Source organism: Vannielia litorea (assembly GCF_018424695.1).
Taxonomy (GTDB): Bacteria; Pseudomonadota; Alphaproteobacteria; order Rhodobacterales; family Rhodobacteraceae; genus Vannielia; species Vannielia litorea_A.
In genome coordinates this window covers 104,396-127,560 of record NZ_QTNQ01000002.1, presented here as the reverse complement: position 1 = coordinate 127,560, position 23,165 = coordinate 104,396, and the positions used below count along the sequence as shown (strand labels likewise).

At 62.3% G+C, this 23,165-nt stretch carries 20 protein-coding genes and 1 tRNA gene; 11 read left to right on the top strand and 10 right to left on the bottom strand.

Annotation, left to right across the window (positions count from 1 at the left end; translation table 11 throughout):
- Positions 1-31 precede the first annotated feature (31 nt).
- From fzlA to DYI42_RS01885, 5 genes are all read right to left on the bottom strand, one after another.
- Positions 32-700 carry an FtsZ-binding protein FzlA gene (gene fzlA / locus DYI42_RS01905; RefSeq protein ID WP_213544211.1) on the bottom strand — a complete coding sequence of 223 codons (669 nt, stop codon included), beginning with the start codon at positions 698-700 and terminating at the stop codon, positions 32-34.
- A 55-nt stretch (positions 701-755) separates the two neighbouring features.
- Positions 756-1,502 (bottom strand): monofunctional biosynthetic peptidoglycan transglycosylase, encoded by a 747-nt coding sequence (mtgA, locus tag DYI42_RS01900; protein WP_213544210.1) that lies wholly within the window; start codon positions 1,500-1,502, stop codon positions 756-758.
- A gap of 185 nt (positions 1,503-1,687) precedes the next feature.
- Positions 1,688-6,229, bottom strand: a complete 4,542-nt coding sequence (gltB, locus tag DYI42_RS01895) for a glutamate synthase large subunit (protein ID WP_213544209.1) — start codon at positions 6,227-6,229, stop codon at positions 1,688-1,690.
- Between the two features lie 11 nt (positions 6,230-6,240).
- Positions 6,241-6,951 carry a hypothetical protein gene (locus DYI42_RS01890; protein WP_213544208.1) on the bottom strand — a complete coding sequence of 237 codons (711 nt, stop codon included), beginning with the start codon at positions 6,949-6,951 and terminating at the stop codon, positions 6,241-6,243.
- Positions 6,952-7,119: 168 nt separating this feature from the next.
- Positions 7,120-8,556, bottom strand: coding sequence for an NAD(P)-dependent oxidoreductase (locus DYI42_RS01885; RefSeq protein ID WP_213544207.1), 1,437 nt, complete (start codon positions 8,554-8,556; stop codon positions 7,120-7,122).
- A gap of 211 nt (positions 8,557-8,767) precedes the next feature.
- Between DYI42_RS01885 and DYI42_RS01880 the strand changes: the two genes are divergently transcribed.
- The gene (locus DYI42_RS01880) at positions 8,768-9,571 is read left to right on the top strand and encodes an undecaprenyl-diphosphate phosphatase (protein WP_213544206.1); all 804 of its coding nucleotides are present in this window, start codon (positions 8,768-8,770) and stop codon (positions 9,569-9,571) included.
- Positions 9,572-9,578: 7 nt separating this feature from the next.
- Here DYI42_RS01880 and DYI42_RS01875 read toward each other — a convergent pair whose 3' ends face one another.
- The gene (locus DYI42_RS01875; RefSeq protein ID WP_213544205.1) at positions 9,579-10,562 is read right to left on the bottom strand and encodes a complex I NDUFA9 subunit family protein; all 984 of its coding nucleotides are present in this window, start codon (positions 10,560-10,562) and stop codon (positions 9,579-9,581) included.
- A gap of 129 nt (positions 10,563-10,691) precedes the next feature.
- On the opposite strand from DYI42_RS01875, the gene DYI42_RS01870 reads away from it, so the two are divergent.
- From DYI42_RS01870 to DYI42_RS01825, 10 genes are all read left to right on the top strand, one after another.
- Positions 10,692-10,778, top strand: a tRNA-Leu gene (locus tag DYI42_RS01870).
- A gap of 121 nt (positions 10,779-10,899) precedes the next feature.
- Complete coding sequence (locus DYI42_RS01865; protein WP_213544204.1) at positions 10,900-11,628, top strand: hypothetical protein; 729 nt, start codon at positions 10,900-10,902, stop codon at positions 11,626-11,628.
- A gap of 82 nt (positions 11,629-11,710) precedes the next feature.
- Positions 11,711-12,325 carry a ribonuclease D gene (locus DYI42_RS01860; RefSeq protein ID WP_213544203.1) on the top strand — a complete coding sequence of 205 codons (615 nt, stop codon included), beginning with the start codon at positions 11,711-11,713 and terminating at the stop codon, positions 12,323-12,325.
- Positions 12,326-12,334: 9 nt separating this feature from the next.
- Entirely contained in the window at positions 12,335-13,312 is a 978-nt protein-coding gene (locus DYI42_RS01855) for a KpsF/GutQ family sugar-phosphate isomerase (RefSeq protein WP_213544202.1), read from the top strand.
- Between the two features lie 15 nt (positions 13,313-13,327).
- Entirely contained in the window at positions 13,328-13,945 is a 618-nt protein-coding gene (gene lptC, locus DYI42_RS01850) for an LPS export ABC transporter periplasmic protein LptC (RefSeq protein WP_213544201.1), read from the top strand.
- A gap of 27 nt (positions 13,946-13,972) precedes the next feature.
- Positions 13,973-14,467 carry an LptA/OstA family protein gene (locus DYI42_RS01845; RefSeq protein WP_213544224.1) on the top strand — a complete coding sequence of 165 codons (495 nt, stop codon included), beginning with the start codon at positions 13,973-13,975 and terminating at the stop codon, positions 14,465-14,467.
- Positions 14,464-15,240 carry an LPS export ABC transporter ATP-binding protein gene (gene lptB, locus DYI42_RS01840; RefSeq protein WP_274608779.1) on the top strand — a complete coding sequence of 259 codons (777 nt, stop codon included), beginning with the start codon at positions 14,464-14,466 and terminating at the stop codon, positions 15,238-15,240. The genes DYI42_RS01845 and lptB overlap by 4 nt, the downstream gene beginning before the upstream one ends.
- Before the next feature lie 11 nt (positions 15,241-15,251).
- The gene (locus DYI42_RS01835) at positions 15,252-16,562 is read left to right on the top strand and encodes an RNA polymerase factor sigma-54 (protein WP_213544200.1); all 1,311 of its coding nucleotides are present in this window, start codon (positions 15,252-15,254) and stop codon (positions 16,560-16,562) included.
- Positions 16,563-16,671: 109 nt separating this feature from the next.
- On the top strand, positions 16,672-17,244 hold the full coding sequence (gene hpf, locus DYI42_RS01830; protein ID WP_213544199.1) for a ribosome hibernation-promoting factor, HPF/YfiA family: 573 nt from the start codon (positions 16,672-16,674) through the stop codon (positions 17,242-17,244).
- A 40-nt stretch (positions 17,245-17,284) separates the two neighbouring features.
- Positions 17,285-17,749 carry a PTS sugar transporter subunit IIA gene (locus DYI42_RS01825; RefSeq protein WP_213544222.1) on the top strand — a complete coding sequence of 155 codons (465 nt, stop codon included), beginning with the start codon at positions 17,285-17,287 and terminating at the stop codon, positions 17,747-17,749.
- Between the two features lie 7 nt (positions 17,750-17,756).
- On the opposite strand, the gene DYI42_RS01820 is transcribed toward DYI42_RS01825, so the two are convergent.
- From DYI42_RS01820 to DYI42_RS24560, 4 genes are all read right to left on the bottom strand, one after another.
- Complete coding sequence (locus DYI42_RS01820) at positions 17,757-19,193, bottom strand: nodulation protein NodH (protein WP_213544198.1); 1,437 nt, start codon at positions 19,191-19,193, stop codon at positions 17,757-17,759.
- A gap of 7 nt (positions 19,194-19,200) precedes the next feature.
- A complete protein-coding gene (locus DYI42_RS01815) occupies positions 19,201-20,904 on the bottom strand; it encodes a DUF5927 domain-containing protein (protein WP_213544221.1) in 1,704 nt (567 codons plus the stop codon).
- Positions 20,901-21,887 (bottom strand): glycosyltransferase family 2 protein, encoded by a 987-nt coding sequence (locus tag DYI42_RS01810; protein WP_213544197.1) that lies wholly within the window; start codon positions 21,885-21,887, stop codon positions 20,901-20,903. Before DYI42_RS01810 ends, DYI42_RS01815 begins: the two co-directional genes overlap by 4 nt.
- 63 nt (positions 21,888-21,950) lie before the next feature.
- Positions 21,951-23,090 (bottom strand): glycosyltransferase family 4 protein, encoded by a 1,140-nt coding sequence (locus DYI42_RS24560; RefSeq protein WP_213544196.1) that lies wholly within the window; start codon positions 23,088-23,090, stop codon positions 21,951-21,953.
- Between the last annotated feature and the right edge of the window lie 75 nt (positions 23,091-23,165).

The following is a 23,165-nucleotide window of genomic DNA, read 5'->3' as shown; positions in this document are numbered from 1 at the left end:
GTGCGGGGGGCTGGCCCCCCGCCTGTGAAGGTCAGAAATCGAGGTCGGCATAATGCGGCGGCGGCGGGAAACCCGGCACCTGGTCGGCGAGCAGCCCGCGGAAGGCCGGGCGAGATTTGATCTTCGCATACCAGTCCTTCACGTTCTCGCTCCGATTCCAGTCAACATCACTGATGTAATCCAGCGCACTCAAATGCGCGGCGGCGGCGAAGTCGGCGAGGCTCATCGCATCGCCCGCCAGCCAGCGGCGTTGATCCAGCAGCCAGCTCATGTAGTCGAGGTGATACTTGATCGCCTTCGCCCCGGCCTTAACGTTCCGGCTCTCCGGGTAGCCCGCGCCCGTCACCTTCTTGTTCACCCGCTCATAGAGCAGGTTCGCGGTGACTTCGTGATGAAACTTGTCGTCGAACCACGCACAGATCCGCCGCACCTCGTAACGCCCCTCCGCATCCTTGGGCATGAGCGGCGGCTCGGGGTGCTTTTCTTCGATGTATTCGCAGATCGGCTGGCTCTCGGCCATCATCTGGCTGTTCATCCGCAGCACCGGAACCTTGCCCGCCGGGTTGCGGCGCAGGAAGTCCGGCTCCTGCTCCCAGTAGCGCTCTTCCACCAGCTCCACCTCAAGCCGTTTCTCGGCCATCACAAGGCGCACCTTCCGGCAGAAGGGCGACAGCGGCACGTGATACAGACGGTGGCTCATGAACTTCCCCGATATTCGTTAATGCCACCGTGATAACGCGGGCACCCGCCCCCCTTCAATCCTCGAAACAGCCGGCCCGCCCGTCGGCGGCAATCGTCGCCGCCCCATCGGCAATTCGCGCCGCCCGTTTGCGCAGGTTGGCCGTGGGCCGCGAGGCGGAGCGCTGCTTGGGGTTGGGTAACACAGAGGCCAGCAGCGCCCCCTGCATCGGCGACAGATCGCCGGGCGGCACCCCGAAATAGTGGTAGGCTGCCGCGTCGATCCCGAAGACACCCTCATCGAACTCCGCCACGTTCAGATAGATCTCCAGCATCCGCCGCTTGCTCCAGACCGCCTCGGCGGCGGGGGTGATCAGCGCCTCAAGCGCCTTCCGGAACCAGCTGCGCCCCTGCCACAGAAACACGTTCTTCACCGTCTGCTGGCTGATGGTCGAGGCGCCGCGGGTGCCGCCATCCTCCAGCGCCTCGCGGATCGCATCCACGTCGAAACCCCAGTGCAGGCAATAGTTGGCATCCTCAGCCGCCACCACGGCCCGCACCGTCGCGGGGGAAACCTCCTCGATCCCGATCCACTGGTGATCCAGCCCGCCGAGGCGCCGCTTCTCCGACCACATGGTGTGGGTCGTCGGCGGGTCGACGAAGCGATAGGCCAGCACGGCCAGAAGCACCACCACCACAGGCACCATCAACACCAGCAAGAGCCTGCGCCAGAACCAGCGCCACGCCCGGCGCACCGCCGGGGGCTTCGCTTTCGCCCGTCCGCTCTTCCCAGAGCGCTTCTTTGCCGTGTCCGCCCGCGCCATTCGTTTGCTATACGCCGCCGCCGCGCGCCAGAAAAGCCGTCAGGCAAAAACCGCACAGGCGTCGCGGAGGCGCATCACCGTCTCCATAAAGGCCTCGCACCGTCGGGCGCGGCAGCGCCCTGGCCGCAAAAATCAGGGGCGGCCCTCAGGCCGCCCCAAATTCGAAGTTGCCAGCAAAAAAGGCTCTATTCCGCCGGAACAGCGCCCTTTTCCCGCGAAAGCGGATGGCTGAGCTTGTTCAGCATCTCCTTCGGGCAGACCTGCACAAAGTTTGGCAATTCGCTCTCCCAGTGCTGAAGGATCGACTCCGCGCGGCGGCTCTTGGTTTCCTCGAAATGGTTGGTCACCAGCCGCCGAAGCTGCTCTTCCCAGTAATCCACTGTCACCGGGTTGGTCACCAGCGTCTCCATGTTCATCATGTCGGCCGCTTCGCCTTCCGGGTCGTAGAGGTAGGCCATGCCGCCCGTCATCCCGGCCCCGAAGTTGGCGCCGATTGAGCCAAGGATGACAGCGATGCCACCGGTCATGTACTCACACCCGTTGGAGCCGCAACCCTCGATCACCGTCCGCGCGCCGGAGTTCCGCACGGCGAAGCGCTCGCCAGCCCGGCCCGCGGCATAAAGGTAGCCGTCCGTCGCGCCATAGAGCACCGTATTGCCAATGATGGTGTTCTCACTCGCCTCCAGCGGGCTGCTCATCGTCGGGCGCACCACGATGGTGCCGCCGCTCAGGCCCTTGCCCACGTAGTCATTGGCATCGCCCGCCACCTCCAGCTTTAGGCCGGGGGCTGCGAAGGCGCCGAGAGATTGCCCGGCCGAGCCCGAGAGCTTCACCGTCAGGTGGTGCGGCAGAAAGGCGTTGCGCATGCCAAAGTTCTGCACGATGTGGCTCGAGGTCCGCGTTCCCACCGTCCGATGCGTGTTCTGCACCGCATATTGCAGCTGCATCTTCTCGCCATCCCGCAGGAAGCGCTTCGCGTCCTGAACGATCTGTGCATCCAGCGTGTCGGGAACCGGGTTGCGCTCACGCTCCACCGTGTAGTCCACCTTGTCCGCGCCATCGACGCAGATCAGCAGCGGGTTCAGGTCGAGGTCGTCGAGGTGAGCGGACCCGCGCGAAACCTGGCCCAGCAGGTCGGCCCGGCCGATGACTTCGGCGAGAGAGCGCGCGCCGATGGAGGCCAGAATCTCCCGCACCTCCTGCGCATAGAAGGTGATGAGGTTCACCACCTTGTCGGCATTGCCGGTGAACTTGGCCCGCAGGTCATCACGCTGTGTGCACACGCCCACCGGGCAGGTGTTGCTCTGGCACTGGCGCACCATGATGCAGCCCATGGCGATCAGTGCGGCGGTGCCGATGCCGTATTCCTCGGCGCCCATCATCGCCGCCATCACGATGTCGCGGCCCGTGCGCAGCCCGCCATCCGTGCGCAGCGTGATCCGCGAGCGCAGGTTGTTGAGCGAGAGCACCTGATGCGCCTCTGTCAGCCCCATCTCCCAGGGCAGGCCGGCATACTTGATCGAGGTCGCCGGGGAGGCACCCGTGCCGCCGTTGTGGCCCGAAATCAGGATGTTGTCGGCCTTCGCCTTCGCCACGCCCGCCGCAATCGTGCCCACACCGGAGGAGGCGACGAGCTTCACCGTCACCTTCACCGTTGGGTTGATCTGCTTGAGGTCGTAGATCAGCTGCGCGAGGTCTTCGATCGAATAGATGTCATGGTGCGGCGGCGGGCTGATCAGGGTGACCCCCTTGGTCGAGTGCCGCAGCCGGGCGATCAGGTCGGTCACCTTCATGCCGGGCAACTGCCCGCCCTCGCCGGGCTTCGCGCCCTGCGCCACCTTGATCTCAAGCTCTTCGCAGTGGTTCAGGTACTCTGCCGTAACGCCAAAGCGACCCGAAGCCACCTGCTTGATTTTGGCAGACGGGTTGTCGCCATTCGGCTCCGGCACGAAGTGCGCCGGGTCTTCCCCGCCCTCACCCGAGTCCGACTTCGCGCCAATCCGGTTCATCGCCACGTTGAGGGTTTTGTGCGCCTCGGGCGACAGCGCGCCAAGGCTCATACCCGGCGTCACGAACCGCTTGCGGATGGCCGTCACGCTCTCCACCTGCTCCACGGGGATCGGCGCGCCCAGCGGCTTGATCGCCAGCAGGTCACGCAGGTGGATCGGCGGGTTCGCCTGCATTTTTGCGCTGTACTGCTTCCAGATCTCAAACGAGCCCCGATCACAGGCGCTCTGCATCAGGTGCATGGAAGACGCCTCCCAGGCATGGCTCTCCCCAGAGCGCCGCGCCTTGTAGAAGCCGCCCACCGGCAGCACCGGCGTCGCCCCCTTCAGCCAGCCATGGGCGTGGATCTCCTCTGCCTTCTTCTGGATGCCGGGCACCCCGATGCCGCTGATCCGGCTGGTCATGCCGGGGAAATATTCAGCCACCATTGCGCGGCTCAGGCCCACGGCCTCGAAGTTCAGCCCGCCGCGGTAAGAGGACACCACCGAGATGCCCATCTTCGACATGATCTTCAGCAGGCCCTGGTCAATCGCCTCACGATACTTGGCCACCGCATCCGTCAGGCTCATGTCCAGCAAGCCACGCTCAATCCGGTCGGCCAGGGAATCTTCGGCGAGGTAGGCGTTCACGATGGTCGCGCCGCAGCCGATGAGGACCGCGAAGTAATGCGGGTCAAGGCACTCGGCAGAGCGCACGCCGAGTGAACAGAAGGTCCGCAGACCCTTGCTCGTCAGCCCCGAGTGCACGGCACTCGTCGCCAGAATCATTGGCATCGCGATCTTGTCTTCGCTCGAATGCTGGTCTGTCAGCACGATATGGCCCGAGCCCGAGCGCACCGCATCCTGCGCTTCCGCGCGAATGCGCTCCAGCCCCTCCTGCAACGCCTGCGGCCCACCATCCCGCGGGAAGGTGCAATCAATCTCGCACATTTCGGCATTGAAGTGCTTCACCAGCTCTTCGAATTGGGCGTTCGCCACGAAGGGGCTCTCCAGCACGATGATCTCGGTCTGGCTGCTGTCTTCATCCAGCACGTTCTTCAGGTTGCCGAAACGCGTCTTCAGGCTCATCACCCGATATTCCCGCAGCGAGTCGATGGGCGGGTTGGTCACCTGGCTGAAGTTCTGGCGGAAGAAATGGCTCAGCGGGCGATACTTCTTGGAAAGCACCGCAGAGGGCGTGTCATCGCCCATGCTGGCCACCATCTCCTTGCCGTCCTCGGCCATCGGCGCCAAAATCTGCTCAAGGTCTTCAATCGAGTAGCCCGCCGCAATCTGCCGCTTGCGCAACTGATCGCCGGCAAACAGCGGGGCTTCCTCGATGCCCACCATCGCCTCGTCGAGATCGTTGATCTTGCCGACCCAGTCACCGAAGGGCAGGGCACGGGAGAGCTTGTCCTTGATCTCCACATCGTGGAACAGCAGGCCCTTCTTCATGTCCACGGCGATCATCTGGCCCGGGCCCAATGCGCCCTTCTCGCGCACCACGCTCTCGTCGATTGTCACCATGCCGGCCTCGGAACCTGCAATCAGCAGCCCGTCGCCGGTGACGACATAGCGCATCGGGCGCAGCCCGTTCCGGTCGAGCCCGGCACACACCCAGCGGCCATCGGTCATCGCCAGCGCGGCAGGGCCGTCCCACGGCTCCATGACCGAGTTGCAGTAGGAATACATGTCGCGCCAGGCCTCGGGCAGTTCCACGGCCTGCTTGCTCCAGCTCTCGGGCACCAGCATCGTCTTGGCCATCGGCGCGCTCCGCCCGGCCCGCACCAGCACCTCGAAAACCGCATCCAGGGCGGCGGAGTCAGACGCCCCCTGGGGGCAGATCGGCTTGATGTCTTCCGCCATGTCCCCGAACGTCGAAGACGCCATGCGGATCTCATGGCTCTTCATCCAGTTCAGGTTGCCCTTGATGGTATTGATCTCACCGTTATGCGCCAACATCCGGAAGGGCTGGGCCAGCCACCACTGAGGGAAGGTGTTGGTGGAGTAGCGCTGGTGATAGATCGCAAAGGCGCTCTCGAAGCGCTCGTCCATCAGGTCGGGGTAAAACTCGGCGACCTGCTCGGCCAGCATCATCCCCTTGTAGATGATGCTGCGGCAGCTCAGCGAACACACATAAAACGCCGGCAGGCTCGCCGCCTGCGCCGCCTTCTCGATCCGGCGGCGAATAACGTAAAGCTCGCGCTCAAACGTCTCTTCGTCCACGTCCTTGATGTTCGAAATCAGGATCTGCTCGATCTCGGGCCGCGTCGCATTGGCCTTTTCGCCAAGACAGGAAATATCCACCGGCACGTGCCGCCAGCCATAAATGTAATAGCCCATCCGAAGCACCTCGGCCTCCACGATGGTCCGCGCCCGCTCCTGCGCGCCAAAATCGGTGCGCGGCAAGAACACCTGGCCAACGGCAATCAGCTTGTTCTTGTCAGGCAGGTGCCCGGTGCGCTCGATCTGGTCGTAGAAAAAGCTCACCGGAATCTGCACATGAATGCCCGCGCCGTCGCCGGTCTTTCCATCGGCATCCACCGCGCCCCGGTGCCAGATCGCCTTCAGCGCCTCGATCCCGTTTTCCACCACCTTCCGGCTCGGCTTGCCGTCGATCGACACCACAAGCCCCACCCCGCAAGAGCTCTTCTCTTCGCTCTCGTGGTACATGCCATTCTCGCTGAGCCACTTGCGCTGCTGTTCGTGCTCCGCAGCCCAGGCCTCGTCAAACTTGGTCATGGTGGTCTCCTTCACTGGCTAACGGGCGGCACAAGGCTCGCCTGTAGCGCGTTACATCCGTAGCGGGGCCGAAAGTCGCTGAACCCCTTTTCGCCGGGGAAGATGAACTCCCGCGGCGTGTTGTCTTCCTGCCAGCGTTCCTGGCCGTCAAAGTAGCTCTCCTGCCCCAGCATGAAGAGCCGCTCTTGCTTGAACAGGTACTGTTTGCCCTCGGCGGCAAACACGAGGTTGCCCTCTTCGTCGCGGGTCTCGGAGGTGATGTTGACGGTGTTCAACTCCACCCCGTCGATCACTTCGGTCTTGCCTGTCACCACATCGCGGCCGCGGGTGTTCAGCTTGATCGCCTCGTCCCCCGTCTGCTCGATGGTGGTGAAGTCGTAGCTGTCTTCGCCGGTTTCCAGCAGCTGCGTCATGCTGATTGGGTCAGGCCCGGGCTCGAACAGGCGCTCGGTGGTTCCGGTGTTGAAGTAGAAGGCATCCACCCACTGAAACTCCGAGTCATAAACATGCAGGCTCGAGGGGCCGTTGATGTCGTGGGAAGCTTCCCAGGTCGTGCCCTCGGGGGCATCCTCGCAGCGCCAATAATGAGAGACGGTGCAAGCCCGCGTCTGAACAGTCAGAAACCCCGTGCAGCCCGCTGGCGGGCTGGTCTCTTGTGCAGCCGCGCCGCCCGCCGCGAGGGCAGCAAGGGCGAGGGGCAGGAGGGGCCTGACAATATTCACGTGCTGTTAACTCTCTCGTTTCGTCCGGTCAGCGATTCTGACCTTTGGGGGTGTACGGCGCTGTCAAGCTTTTGCGTCACAAGGGCTGACCTTTAACACTCTTCCTATGCATGGGTTGTGCATAGGATGTGCATGGGTTGTGCCTGTGACGTTTTGCCTTTTCAGCCCCTATTCTGCTGCCACCGCGCGGGCCGCACTGAATTTCTCAAGGATTGCTTCCGCTGCCTCACGGCCATCCCGGATCGCCCATACAACAAGGCTCGCGCCGCGCTGAATGTCGCCCACCGCATAGACGTTCTCCATCGGCGTTTCATGGGTGAGGAAGTCAGCCTTCACAGTGCCCCAGCGCGTCACCTGAAGCTCGGGCTGATCCCAGAGTTTGGGCAGCTCCTCCGGCTCGAAGCCCAGCGCCTGAATCACCAGGTCAGCCTTCTCCACGTAGTCCGAACCCTCAATGATCTCAGGGCTTTGGCGTCCGCTGGCGTCAGGCGCCCCAAGGCGCATCTTCTGCACCATCACGCCTTCTACCTTCTCGTCGCCGGTGAAGCCCTTCGGCGCCGAAAGCCAGACGAACTCCACGCCCTCTTCCTCGGCATTGGCCACCTCACGCTGAGAGCCAGGCATGTTGGCTCGGTCCCGACGGTAGAGGCATTTCACGCTGGTCGCGCCCTGCCGGATCGAGGTGCGCACACAGTCCATGGCGGTGTCGCCGCCACCGATGACAACCACGTTCTTGCCCTCGGCGTTCAGCGTCCCGTTTTCGAAGTCCTCAACCGCATCGCCAAAGCTCTTCTTGTTGGAAGCCGTAAGGAAATCAATGGCTTTCACGATCCCCTTGGCCCCCACGCCGGGGGCCTGAAGCTCGCGCGTCTTGTAGACGCCGGTGGCGATGATGATCGCATCATGCTCCTTCTGGATCTCCTCGAACGCAATGTCCTCACCAACGTTGCAGTTGAGCCTGAAGGTCACGCCGCCGTCTTCCAGCTGCTTGTTGCGGCGCATCACCACGTCCTTCTCCAGCTTGAAGCCGGGGATGCCATAGGTAAGCAGCCCGCCCGCACGGTCGTAGCGGTCATAGACCGTCACCTGCACGCCTGCGCGCCGCAGCATGTCCGCCGCCGCCAGGCCGCCGGGGCCCGCGCCGATGATCGCAACGCTCTCGGGGCGCTCTTCTGCTGGTTTCGGCGGCTCGACCCAGCCGTTTTCCCAAGCGGTATCAGTGATATACTTCTCGACAGAGCCGATGGTCACAGTGCCATGGCCGCTCATTTCGATCACGCAGTTGCCTTCGCACAGCCGGTCCTGAGGGCAGATGCGGCCACAGATCTCGGGGAAGGTGTTTGTGGCCTGGCTCAGCTCATAGGCCTCTTTCAACCGCCCGGTCGCAGTGAGGCGCAGCCAGTCGGGGATGTTGTTGTGCAGCGGGCAATGGCTCTGGCAGTAGGGCACACCACATTGGCTGCACCGGCTCGCCTGCGCCTCGGCGCGCTCTGCGGCAAACTCTGCGTAAATTTCATCGAAATCTTTCGAGCGTACATTGGCCTCCCGCTTCTCGGGCATCTGGCGTTCTAGCTCGACGAATTTCAGCATGGGCTGCTTGGCCATGACGTCTCCTTCACTGTCCCCGCCTCACTACCACGCGAGGCGGGGGGAATAAAAGTCAACTGAGCTGACCTAATTTCGGGTTTGGGAATACCCTCGCGGCGCGCGAGCTGTCAACTCCCCAGATTTTGTGTCAGTATAGTTTACCTATTTTCCCGCTTCCCTCTACCTGCCTGTTGTATAGGCTGCGGAAAAACCATGGGCGCGGGCTAAAATGGACCTTTGGCAACTACTGATAATCGCTATAATACAAGGGGTTACGGAGTTCTTGCCGATCTCCTCATCGGGCCACCTCATTCTGCTGCCGGGCCTTACCGGCATGGAGGATCAGGGGCAGGTCATTGATGTGGCAGTCCATGTCGGCACCCTTTTTGCCGTCATTCTCTACTTCCGCACCGACGTCGCCGCCGCCGCCGTAGGCACCCTTCGCCTCGCCCGGGGCCGCGTCGACACACCCGGAGCGCGCCTCGCGTGGCTGCTGATCCTGGCAACGATTCCCGTCATCCTGTTCGGTCTCGTGCTCAAGCTCACCGGTCTTGACGATCAACTCCGCTCCGTCGCCGTCATCGGCTGGACAATGCTGATCTTCGGACTGGTCCTGTACTGGGCCGATCAGAAGGGCCCGGAAGTGAAGGAAAGCACCGACTGGACCCTCAGGGACGCGCTGATCATGGGTCTCTGGCAGGCCGTCGCCCTGATCCCCGGCACCTCCCGCTCGGGCATCACCATTACTGCCGCCCGGCGGCTTGGCTACAAGCGTGAGGACGGGGCGAAACTCGCAATGCTGATGTCGATCCCCACCATCGCCGCATCCGGCGTCCTGCTCGGAGCAGAAGTGGCGGCCACCGCGAATGCGCAGGCCGCGAAAGACGCAGCAATCGCGGCGCTCTTCGCCTTCGTTTCGGCGCTCCTCGCACTCTCGCTGATGATGCGCCTGCTGAAGTCGGTGAGCTTTACACCCTATGTCATTTACAGGGTGATCCTGGGATGCTTCCTGCTGTGGTGGGCTTACGCCTGAAGGCGCATCAGGCCTTCAGCTTGCCCGCCGATTCCTTGATCGCGTCATACTGGCCTGAGGGACGGTATTTCCACATGTAATCGGGAAGTTCAGCTTCCATCGGCGTTGGCGTGATGCCCAAGCTCTCAAGGCCCTTGGCACCGTCGCTCACCACGTTGTCCACGCCAAGGCTCTTTACCTGATCACGGTTGATGAGCGAATTGGTGAAAAGCCCACCGGTGACGGTTTGCGCCAGATCCAGCGAGCCGGCCATGAATCGCGCCACGAAGCCGGGTTGCGAAATGATGATCTTGTTGCGCCGGATGATCTTCAGCACCTTCTCGACAAGCGCCCGGATGGTCAGCGCTTCCGGCCCGCCCAACTCGTAAACGCCCGGAGCCACTTCTCCCGCAGCTGCCTTCTCCGCCGCTGCGGCCACATCATCCACGAACACGGGCTGCACCTCGGTGGCGGCCCCGATCACTGGCAGGAACGGCCCGAAACGCGACATCGAGGCATAGAGGTTGATGAAGCCGTCTTCCGGCCCGAACATCAGCGAAGGCCGCAAAATCACCGCGCCCGCGAACGCTTCTTGAACAGCCGCCTCGCCCTTGGCCTTGGTCAGATAATATTCGCTCGGGCCTACGGCATCTGCCCCGATAGCAGAAACATGCACGACGCCACCAACACCCTGCTCAGCCGCGATCCGCGCGATACGCCCAGCGCCATCCACGTGCACGGCATCCATATTGTTCTTGCCGTAGGTGCCGCCAACGCCCACGCAGTTGATCACCACATCAGACCCCTGCATCGCCTGCGCCACCGAGGCATCGTCACGGATGTTGCAGAAGATCGGCTCGACCTGGCCAACCACGCCGTAGGGCCGCAGGAAACCGGCCTCGTTTGGCCGGCGCACAGCTGCCCGAACCCGCCAGCCCTGCTTGGCCAGCCTGCGGGCAATATAGCGCCCCAGAAAGCCGGAACCGCCGTAGATGGTAACGAGCTTCGACATGTCGGATGTCTCCTTTTCTGGCTGAATTGCTGATAGCGGCCCACGCCCCGCCGGGCAAGGCGCGATTGGCCGCAGAACTGTGGTTGACAGCCCCGTTCGCCGCATATATCTGCCCCTCTCACGACACCTGCCCAGGTGGCGGAATTGGTAGACGCGCCAGCTTCAGGTGCTGGTGTCTGTATGGACGTGGAGGTTCGAGTCCTCTCCTGGGCACCAACGTCAAAAGGCCCCCGGCAGCTTCTGCTCCCGGGGGCCTTTGGTTTTCTGACGGGTAATCAAAGAGAAAGCTTTTCGTGGTCAAAACAGGGCTGACGGACTGCACTCAGAACGAGGCCCCATGCCATACTGCCCGCGCCATTGGCTCGCCATCTGGCTGCTGCCAATGCTCTCCGCCCCGCTTTGGGCCGCCGACCCGCTGATCGGTGGCGCCCGTCCTCTTGCAGCGCGCTCTGGAGCCGATATTGGTGCTGGGCCGAGCCTCTTTGCGGGATTGCAACAGGGCGGATTCTTCGCGCCGCTGCCGCAGCGGCGCGACATGCAACAAGACAGGCCCACACTTGCCCCACGCCGCGGCTGGACGACAGAGGCTGTCTACGCAGATTGGATTCGCGGCCTCATTGCCGAGGCCGAGGCAGGCGCCGCCGGCTATGATGCAGTCGTGCTGAGCGCAAAGGTCAAGCCACCACGCCGCCCCACCGAGCTGACGCTGGCCGAGATTTACGCCTGGATCGAGGACACACCCGGCCAGAATCACGCCATCGGGCGCTACCAGTTCATCCCCGTCACCCTGCGAAGACTGGTCGATCACCTGGGTGCTCCGCTGGAGGTGCGCTTTTCGCCCGAGGTGCAGGATGCGCTGGCGGATCAGCTTTTGCAGGAGGCTGGCCTTGCGCAGCTTCTGGCCGGAACCATGCCACGAAAGACCTTCATGAACCGCCTCGCCGCCATCTGGGCAGGGCTTCCTACCTCATCGGGCAAATCACACTACCACGGGCACGCGGGCAACAAGGCCACCATGAGCTGGGGGCGGTTCGAAGCAGAGATGGCCAAATTCTTCCCAGAATGAAGGGATTTGCCTTGAGGGCGGCATTTGATTTCGGCCCCGTTAGGGCCTATCTCGGCTCCAACGCAGCAAGAGGCAGACACACGTGGCAAAGACCCATCTCTACAAGAACGACCTTCCCGACGGCCTCGACCTTGGCCCTGTCGTGGCCATTGATTGCGAAACCATGGGCCTCAACCCGCATCGGGACAGGCTGTGCCTCGTCCAGATGTCGGGTGGCGACGGCGAGGCACACCTTTTGCAGATCGGGAAGGGGCAGACCGAGGCGCCCAACCTGTCCGCAATGCTGGAAGACCCCGACGTGTTGAAGCTGTTCCACTTCGGACGGTTCGACATTGCCGCGATGTACAACGCTTTCGGGGCCCTCGCGGCGCCCGTCTATTGCACCAAGATCGCCTCCAAGCTGGTGCGCACCTTCACCGACCGGCACGGGCTCAAGTACCTGTGCCAGGAATTGATCGGCGTGGATATCTCGAAGCAGCAGCAAAGCTCGGATTGGGGCGCGCCGGAGCTGACCGAGGCCCAGCAAAGCTATGCCGCCTCCGATGTGCTCCACCTGCATCAGCTGCGTGACGTGCTGAATGAACGGCTTGCCCGTGAGGGCCGTACCGAGCTGGCGCAATCCTGCTTCGATTTCCTGCCGACCCGCGCCAAGCTCGATCTGGCGGGCTGGCCCGAAATCGACATCTTTGCGCATTAGGCCCTTTCCATGAGCCCCCATGAGCCCATCAACCCCGCCACGCTGATTGAAGCCGGCAAGCGGGTCATTGCCCTCGAAACCGAGGGGCTGACCCGGCTTGCCGAAGGCCTCGGGCCGGGCTTTGCCGAGGCCTGTGCGATGATCCTCGCTGCGCCCGGCAGAGTGATCGTGAGCGGTATGGGGAAATCCGGGCATATAGCCCGCAAGCTGGCGGCGACCTTCGCCTCCACCGGCACGCCTGCGCATTTCGTTCATCCGGCCGAAGCCAGCCACGGCGACCTGGGGATGATGAGCCCGGGCGACGTGGCGCTGCTGCTCTCCAACTCCGGAGAAACTCCCGAGCTGGCCGACATGATCGGCTATACCCGGCGCTTCGGCATTCCGCTGATCGGGGTGGCCTCGAACCCGGACAGCACACTGCTCACCCGGGCCGACTGCGCGATTGTTCTTCCGCGAGCGGAGGAAGCCTGCGAAGAGGGCATCGTGCCAACCACCTCGACTACCATGACGCTGGCCCTGGGTGATGCGCTTGCCGTCGCGCTCATGAAGCATCGGCGCTTCACCCCCGAAAAGTTTCGCGACTTCCACCCCGGTGGAAAGCTGGGCGCCCGCCTCGCCAAGGTGCGCGACCTCATGCACGGCCGTGATGCGCTGCCTCTTGCCGTTCCGGGCACGCCAATGAGCGAGGCCCTGCTTACGATGAGCCAGAGCGGTTTTGGCGTGGTAGGCGTGGCGGATCAGGATGGTAGGCTTCACGGTATCGTCACCGATGGTGACTTGCGCCGGCACATGTCCGGGCTTCTGGATCATACCGTGGATGAAGTCATGACCGAAAAACCCCTGACGATCGGCGCCGAGGCCCTCGCCGCCGAAGCGCTTGCGCTCATGAATGGGCGCAAGATCACCTGTCTCTTCGTGCTGACGGATGATGGCAGGCCGGAGGGGCTCCTGCATATACATGACTGTCTCCGCGCCGGCGTGGCCTGAGGGCGAGGCGCGGCGATGTCCGTTTATGACAACAGCTATTCGCGCTTCGTGTCGCTGGCCAAGATCGTGCTGCCACTGGCGGCGCTCGCCATGTTGTCGACGCTCTTTCTCGTGGCGCGCACGGTCGATCCAACCCGTTCGATCCCTTTCGCCGACGTGGACGTGAACGAGCTGGCGCGCGAGCAGCGGATCTCTGCGCCCAACTACTCCGGCGTGACACGGGATGGCTCGGCCATCTCCATTGCCGCGTCCACGGCCCGCCCTGACCCGGAGAATGAGCATCGTGTTTCGGCCACGGACCTGCGGGCAAAGCTTGAAACCAATGATGGAGGCACCTACGAGCTATCCTCCCTCACCGGTCAGATCGACACCCAGGAAGGCCAGGCCGTGCTGGGCGGTGGCGTCATCATCACCACCCCGACCGGCTACCGGGTGACGTCCGAAGAGATCACAACCGCGCTCGAACGCACGGAGTTAGAATCCGCCGGCCCGGTGAAGGCCGAAGGCCCCGCAGGCACGCTGGACGCCGGCAGCATGCGCCTTGCACCGGCAGACGAGACCAAACCGGACAGCGGCTACCTTCTGGTTTTCAAGAACGGGGTGAAGCTGGTATACACCCCGCCAAGCGAATAGGAATTTTCCCCCGTGTCTTTCAAGCGCCTGTTTCTCGCCTGCCTGCTCGTGCTGTCTGCCGGGCTTCATGCCCCGGCTTTCGCTCAGGGTGCCGATGTGGCCTTCGGAGCCCTCAAGCATGATAGCTCGTTGCCCGTCGAGATTGCCGCTGACCAGCTTCAGATCAACCAGGAAACCGGCAAGGCCGTTTTCCGGGGCAACGTGGAAGTCGGACAGGGGGAAATGCGGCTTACAGCAGCCATGGTCGAGGTCGAATACGAGGGCGGGGACAGCTCGACTGGCAAGGTGCAACGTCTGCACGCCACAGGGGGCGTTACCTTGGTAAGCGGCGCTGAGGCTGCCGAGGCCCGTGACGCCATCTATACGATCGGCTCCAGCCAAATCGTGATGACGGGCGATGTGCTTTTGACACAAGGCCAGAATGCGCTGGCAGGCCAAAAACTGGTTGTGGATCTCGACAGTGGCACAGGCGTGATGGAGGGGCGTGTGCGCACCGTCTTCCGCTCGGACGCCGAAAATTGAGCGACGCGGACACAGATACCAAGCCCGGGTTGCGCGTCGCCGGTGGTGACGCGGGGCTGCGTGTGGTCAACATGCGCAAGAGCTACCGCAAGCGCCTGGTTATCCGGGATGTCAGCATGGAGCTTGGCCGCGGTGAAGTGGTCGGCCTTCTGGGGCCGAACGGCTCAGGCAAGACCACCTGCTTCTACGCCATCGCCGGCCTGATCGTCCCCGAAAGCGGCCAGATCAGTATCGATGGGCGGGAAGTGACAAGCTTGCCCATGTATCGCCGTGCGAAACTGGGCATCGGGTATTTGCCTCAGGAAATGTCGATCTTTCGCGGGCTGAATGTAGAAGACAACATCATGGCGATTCTCGAGATCGCCGAACCGGATCGGCACAAGCGCCGCGAGCGCCTCGAAGAGCTTTTGTCGGAGTTCGCCATCGAGCATCTGCGCCGCGCGCCTGCACTGGCCCTTTCGGGCGGTGAGCGTCGGCGTGTGGAAATTGCACGGTGTCTTGCCGCCGACCCGAAGTATCTGCTGCTCGATGAACCCTTTGCCGGGGTCGATCCGATCTCCGTGGGAGAAATTCGGCACCTCGTCACCGATCTGAAGACTCGGGGCATCGGCGTATTGATCACCGATCACAACGTGCGGGAGACGCTGGAAACCGTCGACCGGGCCTACATCCTCCACGATGGCAAGATCCTCATGAGCGGGTCTGCCGAAGAAGTGGTGAAAGACGAGAACGTCCGTCGCGTCTACCTTGGCGACAGCTTCCGTATCATGTGAGGCGTGGCCCAATGAGCGGCCCTAATAACCGACTGGAGCTGAAGCAAAGTCAGCGCCTTGCGCTATCGCCCGCATTACAGCAATCCGTCGGCATTCTCGCGCTTTCGGGCCCGTCGCTGGAGGAGTTGATGGCCGAGGCGGCGGCCGAAAACCCATTTTTGGTCTACACCCCATACGATTGGGGCGGATCGGACGGCGCCTTCCGGACCAGCCCTTATGAAGTGGCATTGCAAACCGTGGCCGCCCGCCCCAGCCTTGGCGAGCATATCGCGGGCCAGATCACCCTCTTGGGTCTTCCAAATGAAGTCGCGGCGGCGGCGAAGCAGCTCGCCTACGACCTCGACGAAAACGGCTTCTTCACGCAGGGCAGCGAGAGCGAGATTGCCCTGGAGCACGGCTTGCCGGTTGCGACCGCCATCATGGCCGTCCGGGCGATTCAAGGCTGCGAGCCAAGCGGCGTGGGTGCCTTCAACCTGACGCAGTGCATCAAGCTTCAACTCAGCGAGAGCGGCCTTTCGGCGCAGCGCGTTGAACTCGTGATGGCCGGGCTTCCCTATTTCATCAAGGATCAGACAGACATGATCGGGCCTGCGCTGGGGCTGACAGCGCGCGAAGCCGCCGAGATGACATCTCTTGTCCGCTCGCTTGATCCGGCTCCGGGCCGGGCGTTCGACGAGGCGGAGCCGGTCGTTCGGGTGCCGGAGTTGCTTGTCACGCAAACCGAGTCTAGCGGGCTTGCGGTGGAGTTGATCAACGACAGCGGTCCGCGATTGACGCTGGACGAAGCGCTTGTAAGCGCCCGGGGCGAGGGGCTGGAGGCGCACCTGGCCCAGGCCAGGGCTTTGGTGTCGGCCGTGCATTTCCGCGGCAAGACATTGCTCCGAATTGGTAAAGCGGTTGCGGACGCGCAGGCGGCCTACTTCACCGGACGCAGCAAATCACTTGCTCCGCTGACCCGAAGCGCCATTGCGGAACGACTTGAGCTTCACAAGTCCACGGTCGGTCGCACGGTTGGAGGTAAGTCGCTGGTATGGCGTGGGCAGGTCATTGAAATGGACAGCCTCTTTCCGGCCGCACTTCGCTCGGACGGCGCGGAACCAACTTCGAGCCACGCCGCACAACTTGAGATTGCGCGACTCGTCGCCGCAGAGACCGCCGGCTCCGTGCTGTCTGACGAGGCCATATGCACCAAGTTGAAGCATGATGGAGTTGACATCTCACGGCGAACTGTCGCCAAATACAGAAAATGCCTGAACATACCATCCTCCAGCAAACGCAGACGCCTGCTGACCCAATCAGCGGAGCAACGCCGAACTCGCTGACACAGTCATATAGCTGCACTACATAAAGATTGCCCACCGGCACGCATGGCGCTGTGCCGTGCTCCTGCCAGATGGGATGAAGACCCAGAAGAAGACCTCAGGAGGTGCCATGCGCTACCAAATCAGCGGAAAACAGATCGACATCGGCGAAGCCCTGCAAACCCATGTACAAAATGGGCTTGGGGCCGTGGTGGACAAATACGCCGAGCGCCCGACCGACGCGAACATCGTCTTTTCCAAGAGCGCGCATGAATTTGTCTGCGAATCCACCATTCACCTATCGACTGGTCTGACCGCCTCGGCCAAGGCTCACGCCGCCGAAATCTACTCAGCCTTCGAGCTGTGCTGCGACAAGATGGAAAAGCAACTCAGGCGTTACAAACGGCGGCTGAAGGACCATCACAAGGAGCGGACTCAGCCTGTTGAATTCATCGGAGCGTCCTCGTATATCCTCGCCGCGTCGGAAGACAACGAGGCCGAGGAACCGGAAAGCCTCCAGCCCATGATCATCGCCGAGATGGAGGCCCGCGTGCCTTCATTGTCGGTCGGTGAAGCTGTGATGCAGATGGAGCTTGAAGGCGCGCCGGTGTTGGTGTTCCGCAATGAAGGGCATAGCGGTGTAAACGTGGTGTACCGCCGGGATGATGGCAACATCGGGTGGATCGACACCAAACAGGATTGAGTTAAGCCCCGAAAAGGGGGGCTGGAAGGCCGGGCAGAGTATGGAAGTACAGAAGATCCTCAAGCCCGAGGCCGTGAAGGTCTTGCAGGGCGTGAGCAGCAAGAAGCGGCTGTTTCAGCAGCTCGCCGAGCTCGCGCACTCCGCGTATGGCCTCGATGCACAGCCTTCCCTTGACGCCCTCATGGAACGCGAGAGCCTCGGCCCCACCGGAGTGGGCCGGGGCGTTGCCCTGCCCCACGCCCGGCTTGACGGGTTGGAGGGCGTTGTTGGTGTTTTCGTTCGAATAGAGAAGGCGGTGGATTTCGACTCGGTTGATCGGCAGCCGGTCGATCTTGTTTTTGCGCTCTTTGCACCGCAGGATTCCGGCGTTGACCACCTGAAGGCCCTCGCGCTCGTGTCACGCACCCTGCGGGACAGCGGCGTGTGCAGCAAACTGCGCGCGAACGACGCGCCCGCAACCCTTCACGCCATTCTGACGGAAGCACACGGCCAGCAGGCTGCGTGACTCACATTCAGCTGTTCTTCCAACGCTTGAATCCGAAGGTCAGATAGTCGCGCTGATAGGCATCCAGCGCAGCCTGTTCGATCTGGTCGTCAAGGATCGTGTCCAGCAGCAGGGCGCCTTCGTCTTCAAGGGCTTCGAGCGGTGGGGCACTCTCAATATGGCACTGCGCGAGCAGCTGTGACAGGCCAAGCTCAAGCTGGTCTTCACGGATGACCATATCGGGTAAGCCGAGCTCCGAAAATCCTTGAAGCACTGCCGCCTGGCTGGCCCAGGCCGCATCTATGCGAACGCCGGTTTGTCCGGCAAGGTTGGCCTTGAGAAACTTCAGCCATCCGAGAAATGCGGCGTGATGGGCCGTGGTATCGTAGTCCCCGCCTGGCTCTCCTTCGGGCAGTGGCACCTTGTAGCCCTCGCGCAGGGTGGAGCGGATCTTGCTGAAGGCCCCGTCGCCTTCCGTCCGAAGGATGTGGTGGCAGAACACACGATGCGCGCGTGCCAGCGGATGGGCCACCACCGAAAAGCTTCGCCCGCCCTTGTTGTGGCGACGCCACTGGCGCAGCGTCTTCTGGTTGAAGCCGCGCTGCAACGCGTCAGATTCGACCCCGTCAAGGGCAGCCATCCAGCGTTCGACCGGGCCCAGCGCGGCGCCCTTAACCGGCATGTGGAGGATCGGGCTAACGGCGCAGGCCAGATATGTGGGCACAACACCACCTCGCCGCGGTTCGAAATTGGGCGTGCGGGTAAGGCCAAAAGTATCTATCCGGGCGAGCGCCGCCTGCATCTCGTCGAAGTTGGCCACTTTCTCTTCCAGCCCGCCGGGGTTCTGCTTTTTCAGCTTGGTCGAAAGCTCCTCGAGCGGAGCCTCGCAACCGAGAAACCGTGCGAGGCCGTTCAGCACGCCAAGGTCATTGATGTCTTCGTACGCGATGTAGAAGCCGGTTTGCCCGGTGATCTGCATCTCGTGCTGGAGCAGGAGTTGAAACGCCTGCAACTCGGCCACCAGCGCCTCGAACTCGGCCCCATCAAAGCGGATTTTGGCATCGCGCCGGTGCTTGGCATCGGTCAACCGCCACTGGCCTGTCTCGGCGGCGATCTTCCGGCTGACGTAGCTCTCCAGCGGGTTTCGGATGAGGATGACCTTGGCGCAGCGCGGGTCGGGCAGACAGGCCTCAAGGACGCGCGGGTCATGATCATGGAAGAAGCGAAAGCCGGGGAGCCCTTTGGTATTCTTCTTCATCCGATCGATCAGCCGAAGCGGATCGGCCTCGCGCGCGGCGAGGGTCATGTCAAACAGCTCCTTGGTGTTGTGGTGGCCCACGAAATGCGGATTGAACGCCTCGCCGTAGCAGTGCAACCCCTCGAAGCGATTGATGTTCTCTTCAAGATAGTTCGAGCCTGTGCGCATCTCTCCGAAGATCACGAAGCTATCGAAACGGTCACTCATATGTGGATCACTTCTTCACAAGGTAGGGGCGCTGGGCATTGTCGGCCGAGGTGGGCACGAGTTCTGGATCAACCGGGAAGTCACCGGCGAGGTAGGGGTTCATACCCTGGTTCTTCAGCGTCTGTAGAAATCGGCCAAAGCCATTCAGATCTTCCATCAAAGGGGCTGCCGTGAGGCGACGACGCGCGCCAGGGATTATATCATCCATGATGAGTTGCAGGTTGTTCATCGGGTCTTCGATGAACTCGGCCAGGGACCAGATGCGCACGCGCGCCTTGGCATAGGGTGAGCGGAGCACGCCCAGATGGGCAGCTTCAATTGCCTGCAGGCGCGCCGCTTCCTTCCGGACCACAGAAGAACTTATACCAAGACGAAAGAGCCCGATGGCCCAGGCTCCGGTGATAACGGAGACCTGCGCCTTGGGGTCCGTTGCGATCAGCCACTCGATGTCCTGCGTATCGTTCGGCCCGAATTGGAACATCTGTCGCTCGCCCCGGGTGTTCCAGATGAGGCTTGTGAGGAAGGCCTCAGGGTTTTGGTCGCGCAGCAAGGCGCTGTCGGACAAGCCGCCGTTGTAGGTCTTCTCTCCGCCGGCGTAGTGCACGCGATCAGGCGCGAAGAGGTGCCCATGCACCCGGCCTCCCGCTGCCTTTCCCAGCCATGTGTCGAAATTGGAAAACAGCTCTGCGAAACCTTCGAACACCGAATAGGGCTCTGCTGTTTTGCCATTTTCCCAATCCTGGTTGGGAAAGCGGCTTTGCATGTAGAGCCCGCTGCGGCCGCGCGTCCTCCGATCGACGGCCTTGGCAAACAGCCGATCGATCTTTGAGGGGTTGGGCTCTGCATTCTTCGTGACTTTTGGGTCGTTCGACAGGAACGAGGCGTAGAGCCGGTTGGCGTGGGGCCAGATCTTGCGGGCAACGAAGCAATCCGACCGGCGCAGAAGCTGCAGGTGATCATCGTAGAAGATGTGCGGTTTGCCCTGGAAATCGAACTTGGAGAGCGTCAGGGAACGGCTTTCAATCTCACCGGAATAGACCCGCACGATCGACTGGAAGTAGCTTTCATCCGGGATCCAGACGCGCTTGAAGTAGCGATCGAACTGCGGTCTGTCTGGGTCTGTTAGGATGGCCTCGAGGGTGCGGCGCGACAGGCACCACCACTGCGAGCCCAGATGTGGCACGAGGCCCTTGGGCACCTTGCGCTTGAAACGCACCAGCCTTTGGAGCGCAACGTAGCGGTCGAACAGGAAGCGTTGCTTCTTCCAAGAGAAGGGAAAGCGCAGAGTAAACCGCTCGCTGTCGAAGCCGCCCTTTGTCCAAGTAACGTCTTCTATGGTGACGCTCTCGATGAAGTCGGTGCGAGGGCGGGCGTCGAGGTAGGCCTTGAGCTCCTGCACGGGGCGCAACGGAAGGCAGGAGCCGGACGCCAAGTAAACGTGGCCAACCTCGGGGTGCCGATCCAACATGATTTCAGCGGCTTTTTGGGTGGCCGCGACGATGTTCCATGTGCCCCACTCGCAGCGATAGCGGGGGGCGAAGCTGACATTATCGAGATCAGCCAGCGACTCCATGAATTTCGAGTAGCTGGCCTTCTCAACCTTCCTGTCACAATGAATGACGATCGGGCAGCCACTCGTTGCCCAATGCCGCGCCGTCTGGCTGGCGCGGTCGAGCGCGGTGTGCACGAGCATCACGAAGCCGACCATCAGGCCCAGTTTCCCTTCGACATCAGCCCGAGGATCTCAAGCTGGCGCCAGTTGATGTAACGCTCGCTCCACTTTGTCCAGAAGTCTGGGTTCTCGCGCAGCACGCGCGCGTAGGCCTTGTATTCATGGCTGGCCGCGTAATGCTGACCGCGCTCAAGCTCTTCTTCCGACTTGGCCGTGAACGTATCGAGAAACTTGGCATGCAACAGCATGCCCGATGCCTTCTCGCCGCCCCACTCGTCGTAGACAAGGTTCAACCCACGCGGAAGCAACATGTGGGTGGAGCTGACATAGGTGTAATGCTTGTCCCACTTGACCAGGGGAATCTTGTTGAGCGCAGGCGCCCGCTCGGGTGCATCGCCGAAGAAGGCGCGGGCGCGGGGGCCGCCTTGTATCCAGAGGTTGCCATACAGACGGTTGCGCGTGATCTGGTAGTTGCCGCTGTCGAAGTAACTCGCAATCTCAAGCGGGTTCTGCCCTTCGGTATAGGGCAGCGCATCGAGCGGCCCCTTTGGATACATGTCGAGCAGCATGGCCGAGAAGGACTTGATGGAGGAGGCATCGAGCCAATCCGTCAGCGCGCGAATGGGCCGCGTATCGCAGAAGGGATAGATGAAGAATTCATCGACATCGACCGTCAGGGTCCAATGCCCGTGGGCGTATTTTCGTTGCAGCCAGTTGAGCCAATCCACACCAAAGCGGGCGCGCTTGTAGCTGTGCTGGGTGGACCAGAGCGAAACGTCAGGCTGATCGGCAAGGTATTCGTGTGATCCGTCATCGGAGCCGTTGTCGACAACGAAGAAATGCGCGACGCCGAGCTTGCGGTAATATTCGAAGAAGTAGGGCAAGCGGATGCGCTCGTTGCGCAGGGTGACGAAGGCCAGTACATCACCTGGGCGGACTGAGGCGGTGCGATCAGTAACCCGCGAAAGCTCACGCCGCTTGCGAAGCGCGCGAATGCGCCAGCGCTTCCGCTGGAGCCGCAAGCGGTATGATCTCAAAGCGCCCAATTCTATCCTTCGCCCCAGGGGCCCGGCGGCAGATCTCTATCAGGTCACGCTTAAAACTTTGTTGAAATGCGCATCCCACGTGGGGAGTTGCACATCCTCCAGCTCGACCCTCGGCACCGCACCGCCCACTGTTGCCATCTTGTGAATGGTCTTTGCCCATAGATAACTATCGTTGCCTTCTAGGTAAACTGGCAAATCCCCGAGGAACTCCCGGTAAACAGGCAAGTCGTTCAGCACCGTGGGCGTGCCGAGGGCCAGCGCCTCTGCGGGCGGCAATCCGAAGCCTTCTGCGTGAGAGGGAAACAGAAGGGCGCGTGCGCCCTGCGTGATGGCGGCCACCGCTGGGTCGGACAGGCCGGACCATTCAAAGATATCTCGGCCCGTCAGCGGCGATGCATCGAGTCGAGCGAAGAAGGCCTCATTGTTCCACCCCCTGCTGCCAAGGATGAAGAGTGCAGGCGTCGGGCCCGGCATCTTGGCAAGGTGCCCCCAGGCTTCGAGCAACAGCGCGTGGTTCTTGCGAGGCTCCAGCGTGCCCGTGGTCACGAACCATGGCCGATCGGCGGGGAGTCCGCTTGGCAGCCCGTCAGAAGACGGTTGGGGCACGTCCACACCAAGAAGTGCGGTTAGCCCCTCGGGCACCCGACCGAAGCGATCAAACCAGTGTGTCCCGCGATCGCGCGAATGTGCCGAATTGTAGATGACGCGTGTCGCGAAGCGGCTGACACGCCGCATCGCCGCTTCAAACTTCTCAGGCTGTCCCTCGCGCTGGTATTGCGGGAAGTCGAGCGGAATCATGTCATGGATCAAGACGGTGATCTCGGCACCGCGGGACGACATTGCGGCGAGAACGCGGTGTGTGAGATTCGAGTGCCCGACGTTGAGATAGCGAGCCCCCTCCGGCAAATGCTTGGCCAGCATTGCGGCCAGCCCGGGGCGTGGGCAGGTGGCGCGGGCAAGTCGTCGGATGTCGGCATGGGCCCGACGTTGAAGCGATGAAAGCCGGCGATTGAACATCCCGCGCAAGTCGGCACGCCCCCATTGACCATTCGCGCCCAAACGATTGGCCAGTTCGGACACTCCGTCGCATTCGAGCAGGGCGTAGCTAAGCGGCAGGCGGACAAGACCAAAGAGTGGTGCGTCCTCCTTCAGCAGCCGATCCAGATAAACTCGTTCCACCCGGTCCACACCCGTGAGGGGGCCGCGGCCCACGCGCGATACGAGCCGCGAAAGATCAAGGCAACGGGGGGCCGT

What these genes read in the sequence shown, in the direction of transcription:
- fzlA (WP_213544211.1), bottom strand. Translation starts at nt 700, where the DNA reads ATGAGCCACCGTCTGTATCACGTGCCGCTGTCGCCCTTCTGCCGGAAG.
- mtgA (WP_213544210.1), bottom strand. Translation starts at nt 1,502, where the DNA reads ATGGCGCGGGCGGACACGGCAAAGAAGCGCTCTGGGAAGAGCGGACGG.
- gltB (WP_213544209.1), bottom strand. Translation starts at nt 6,229, where the DNA reads ATGACCAAGTTTGACGAGGCCTGGGCTGCGGAGCACGAACAGCAGCGC.
- DYI42_RS01885 (WP_213544207.1), bottom strand. Translation starts at nt 8,556, where the DNA reads ATGGCCAAGCAGCCCATGCTGAAATTCGTCGAGCTAGAACGCCAGATG.
- DYI42_RS01880 (WP_213544206.1), top strand. Translation starts at nt 8,768, where the DNA reads ATGGACCTTTGGCAACTACTGATAATCGCTATAATACAAGGGGTTACG.
- DYI42_RS01875 (WP_213544205.1), bottom strand. Translation starts at nt 10,562, where the DNA reads ATGTCGAAGCTCGTTACCATCTACGGCGGTTCCGGCTTTCTGGGGCGC.
- DYI42_RS01865 (WP_213544204.1), top strand. Translation starts at nt 10,900, where the DNA reads ATGCCATACTGCCCGCGCCATTGGCTCGCCATCTGGCTGCTGCCAATG.
- DYI42_RS01855 (WP_213544202.1), top strand. Translation starts at nt 12,335, where the DNA reads ATGAGCCCCCATGAGCCCATCAACCCCGCCACGCTGATTGAAGCCGGC.
- lptC (WP_213544201.1), top strand. Translation starts at nt 13,328, where the DNA reads ATGTCCGTTTATGACAACAGCTATTCGCGCTTCGTGTCGCTGGCCAAG.
- DYI42_RS01835 (WP_213544200.1), top strand. Translation starts at nt 15,252, where the DNA reads ATGAGCGGCCCTAATAACCGACTGGAGCTGAAGCAAAGTCAGCGCCTT.
- hpf (WP_213544199.1), top strand. Translation starts at nt 16,672, where the DNA reads ATGCGCTACCAAATCAGCGGAAAACAGATCGACATCGGCGAAGCCCTG.
- DYI42_RS01825 (WP_213544222.1), top strand. Translation starts at nt 17,285, where the DNA reads ATGGAAGTACAGAAGATCCTCAAGCCCGAGGCCGTGAAGGTCTTGCAG.
- DYI42_RS01820 (WP_213544198.1), bottom strand. Translation starts at nt 19,193, where the DNA reads ATGAGTGACCGTTTCGATAGCTTCGTGATCTTCGGAGAGATGCGCACA.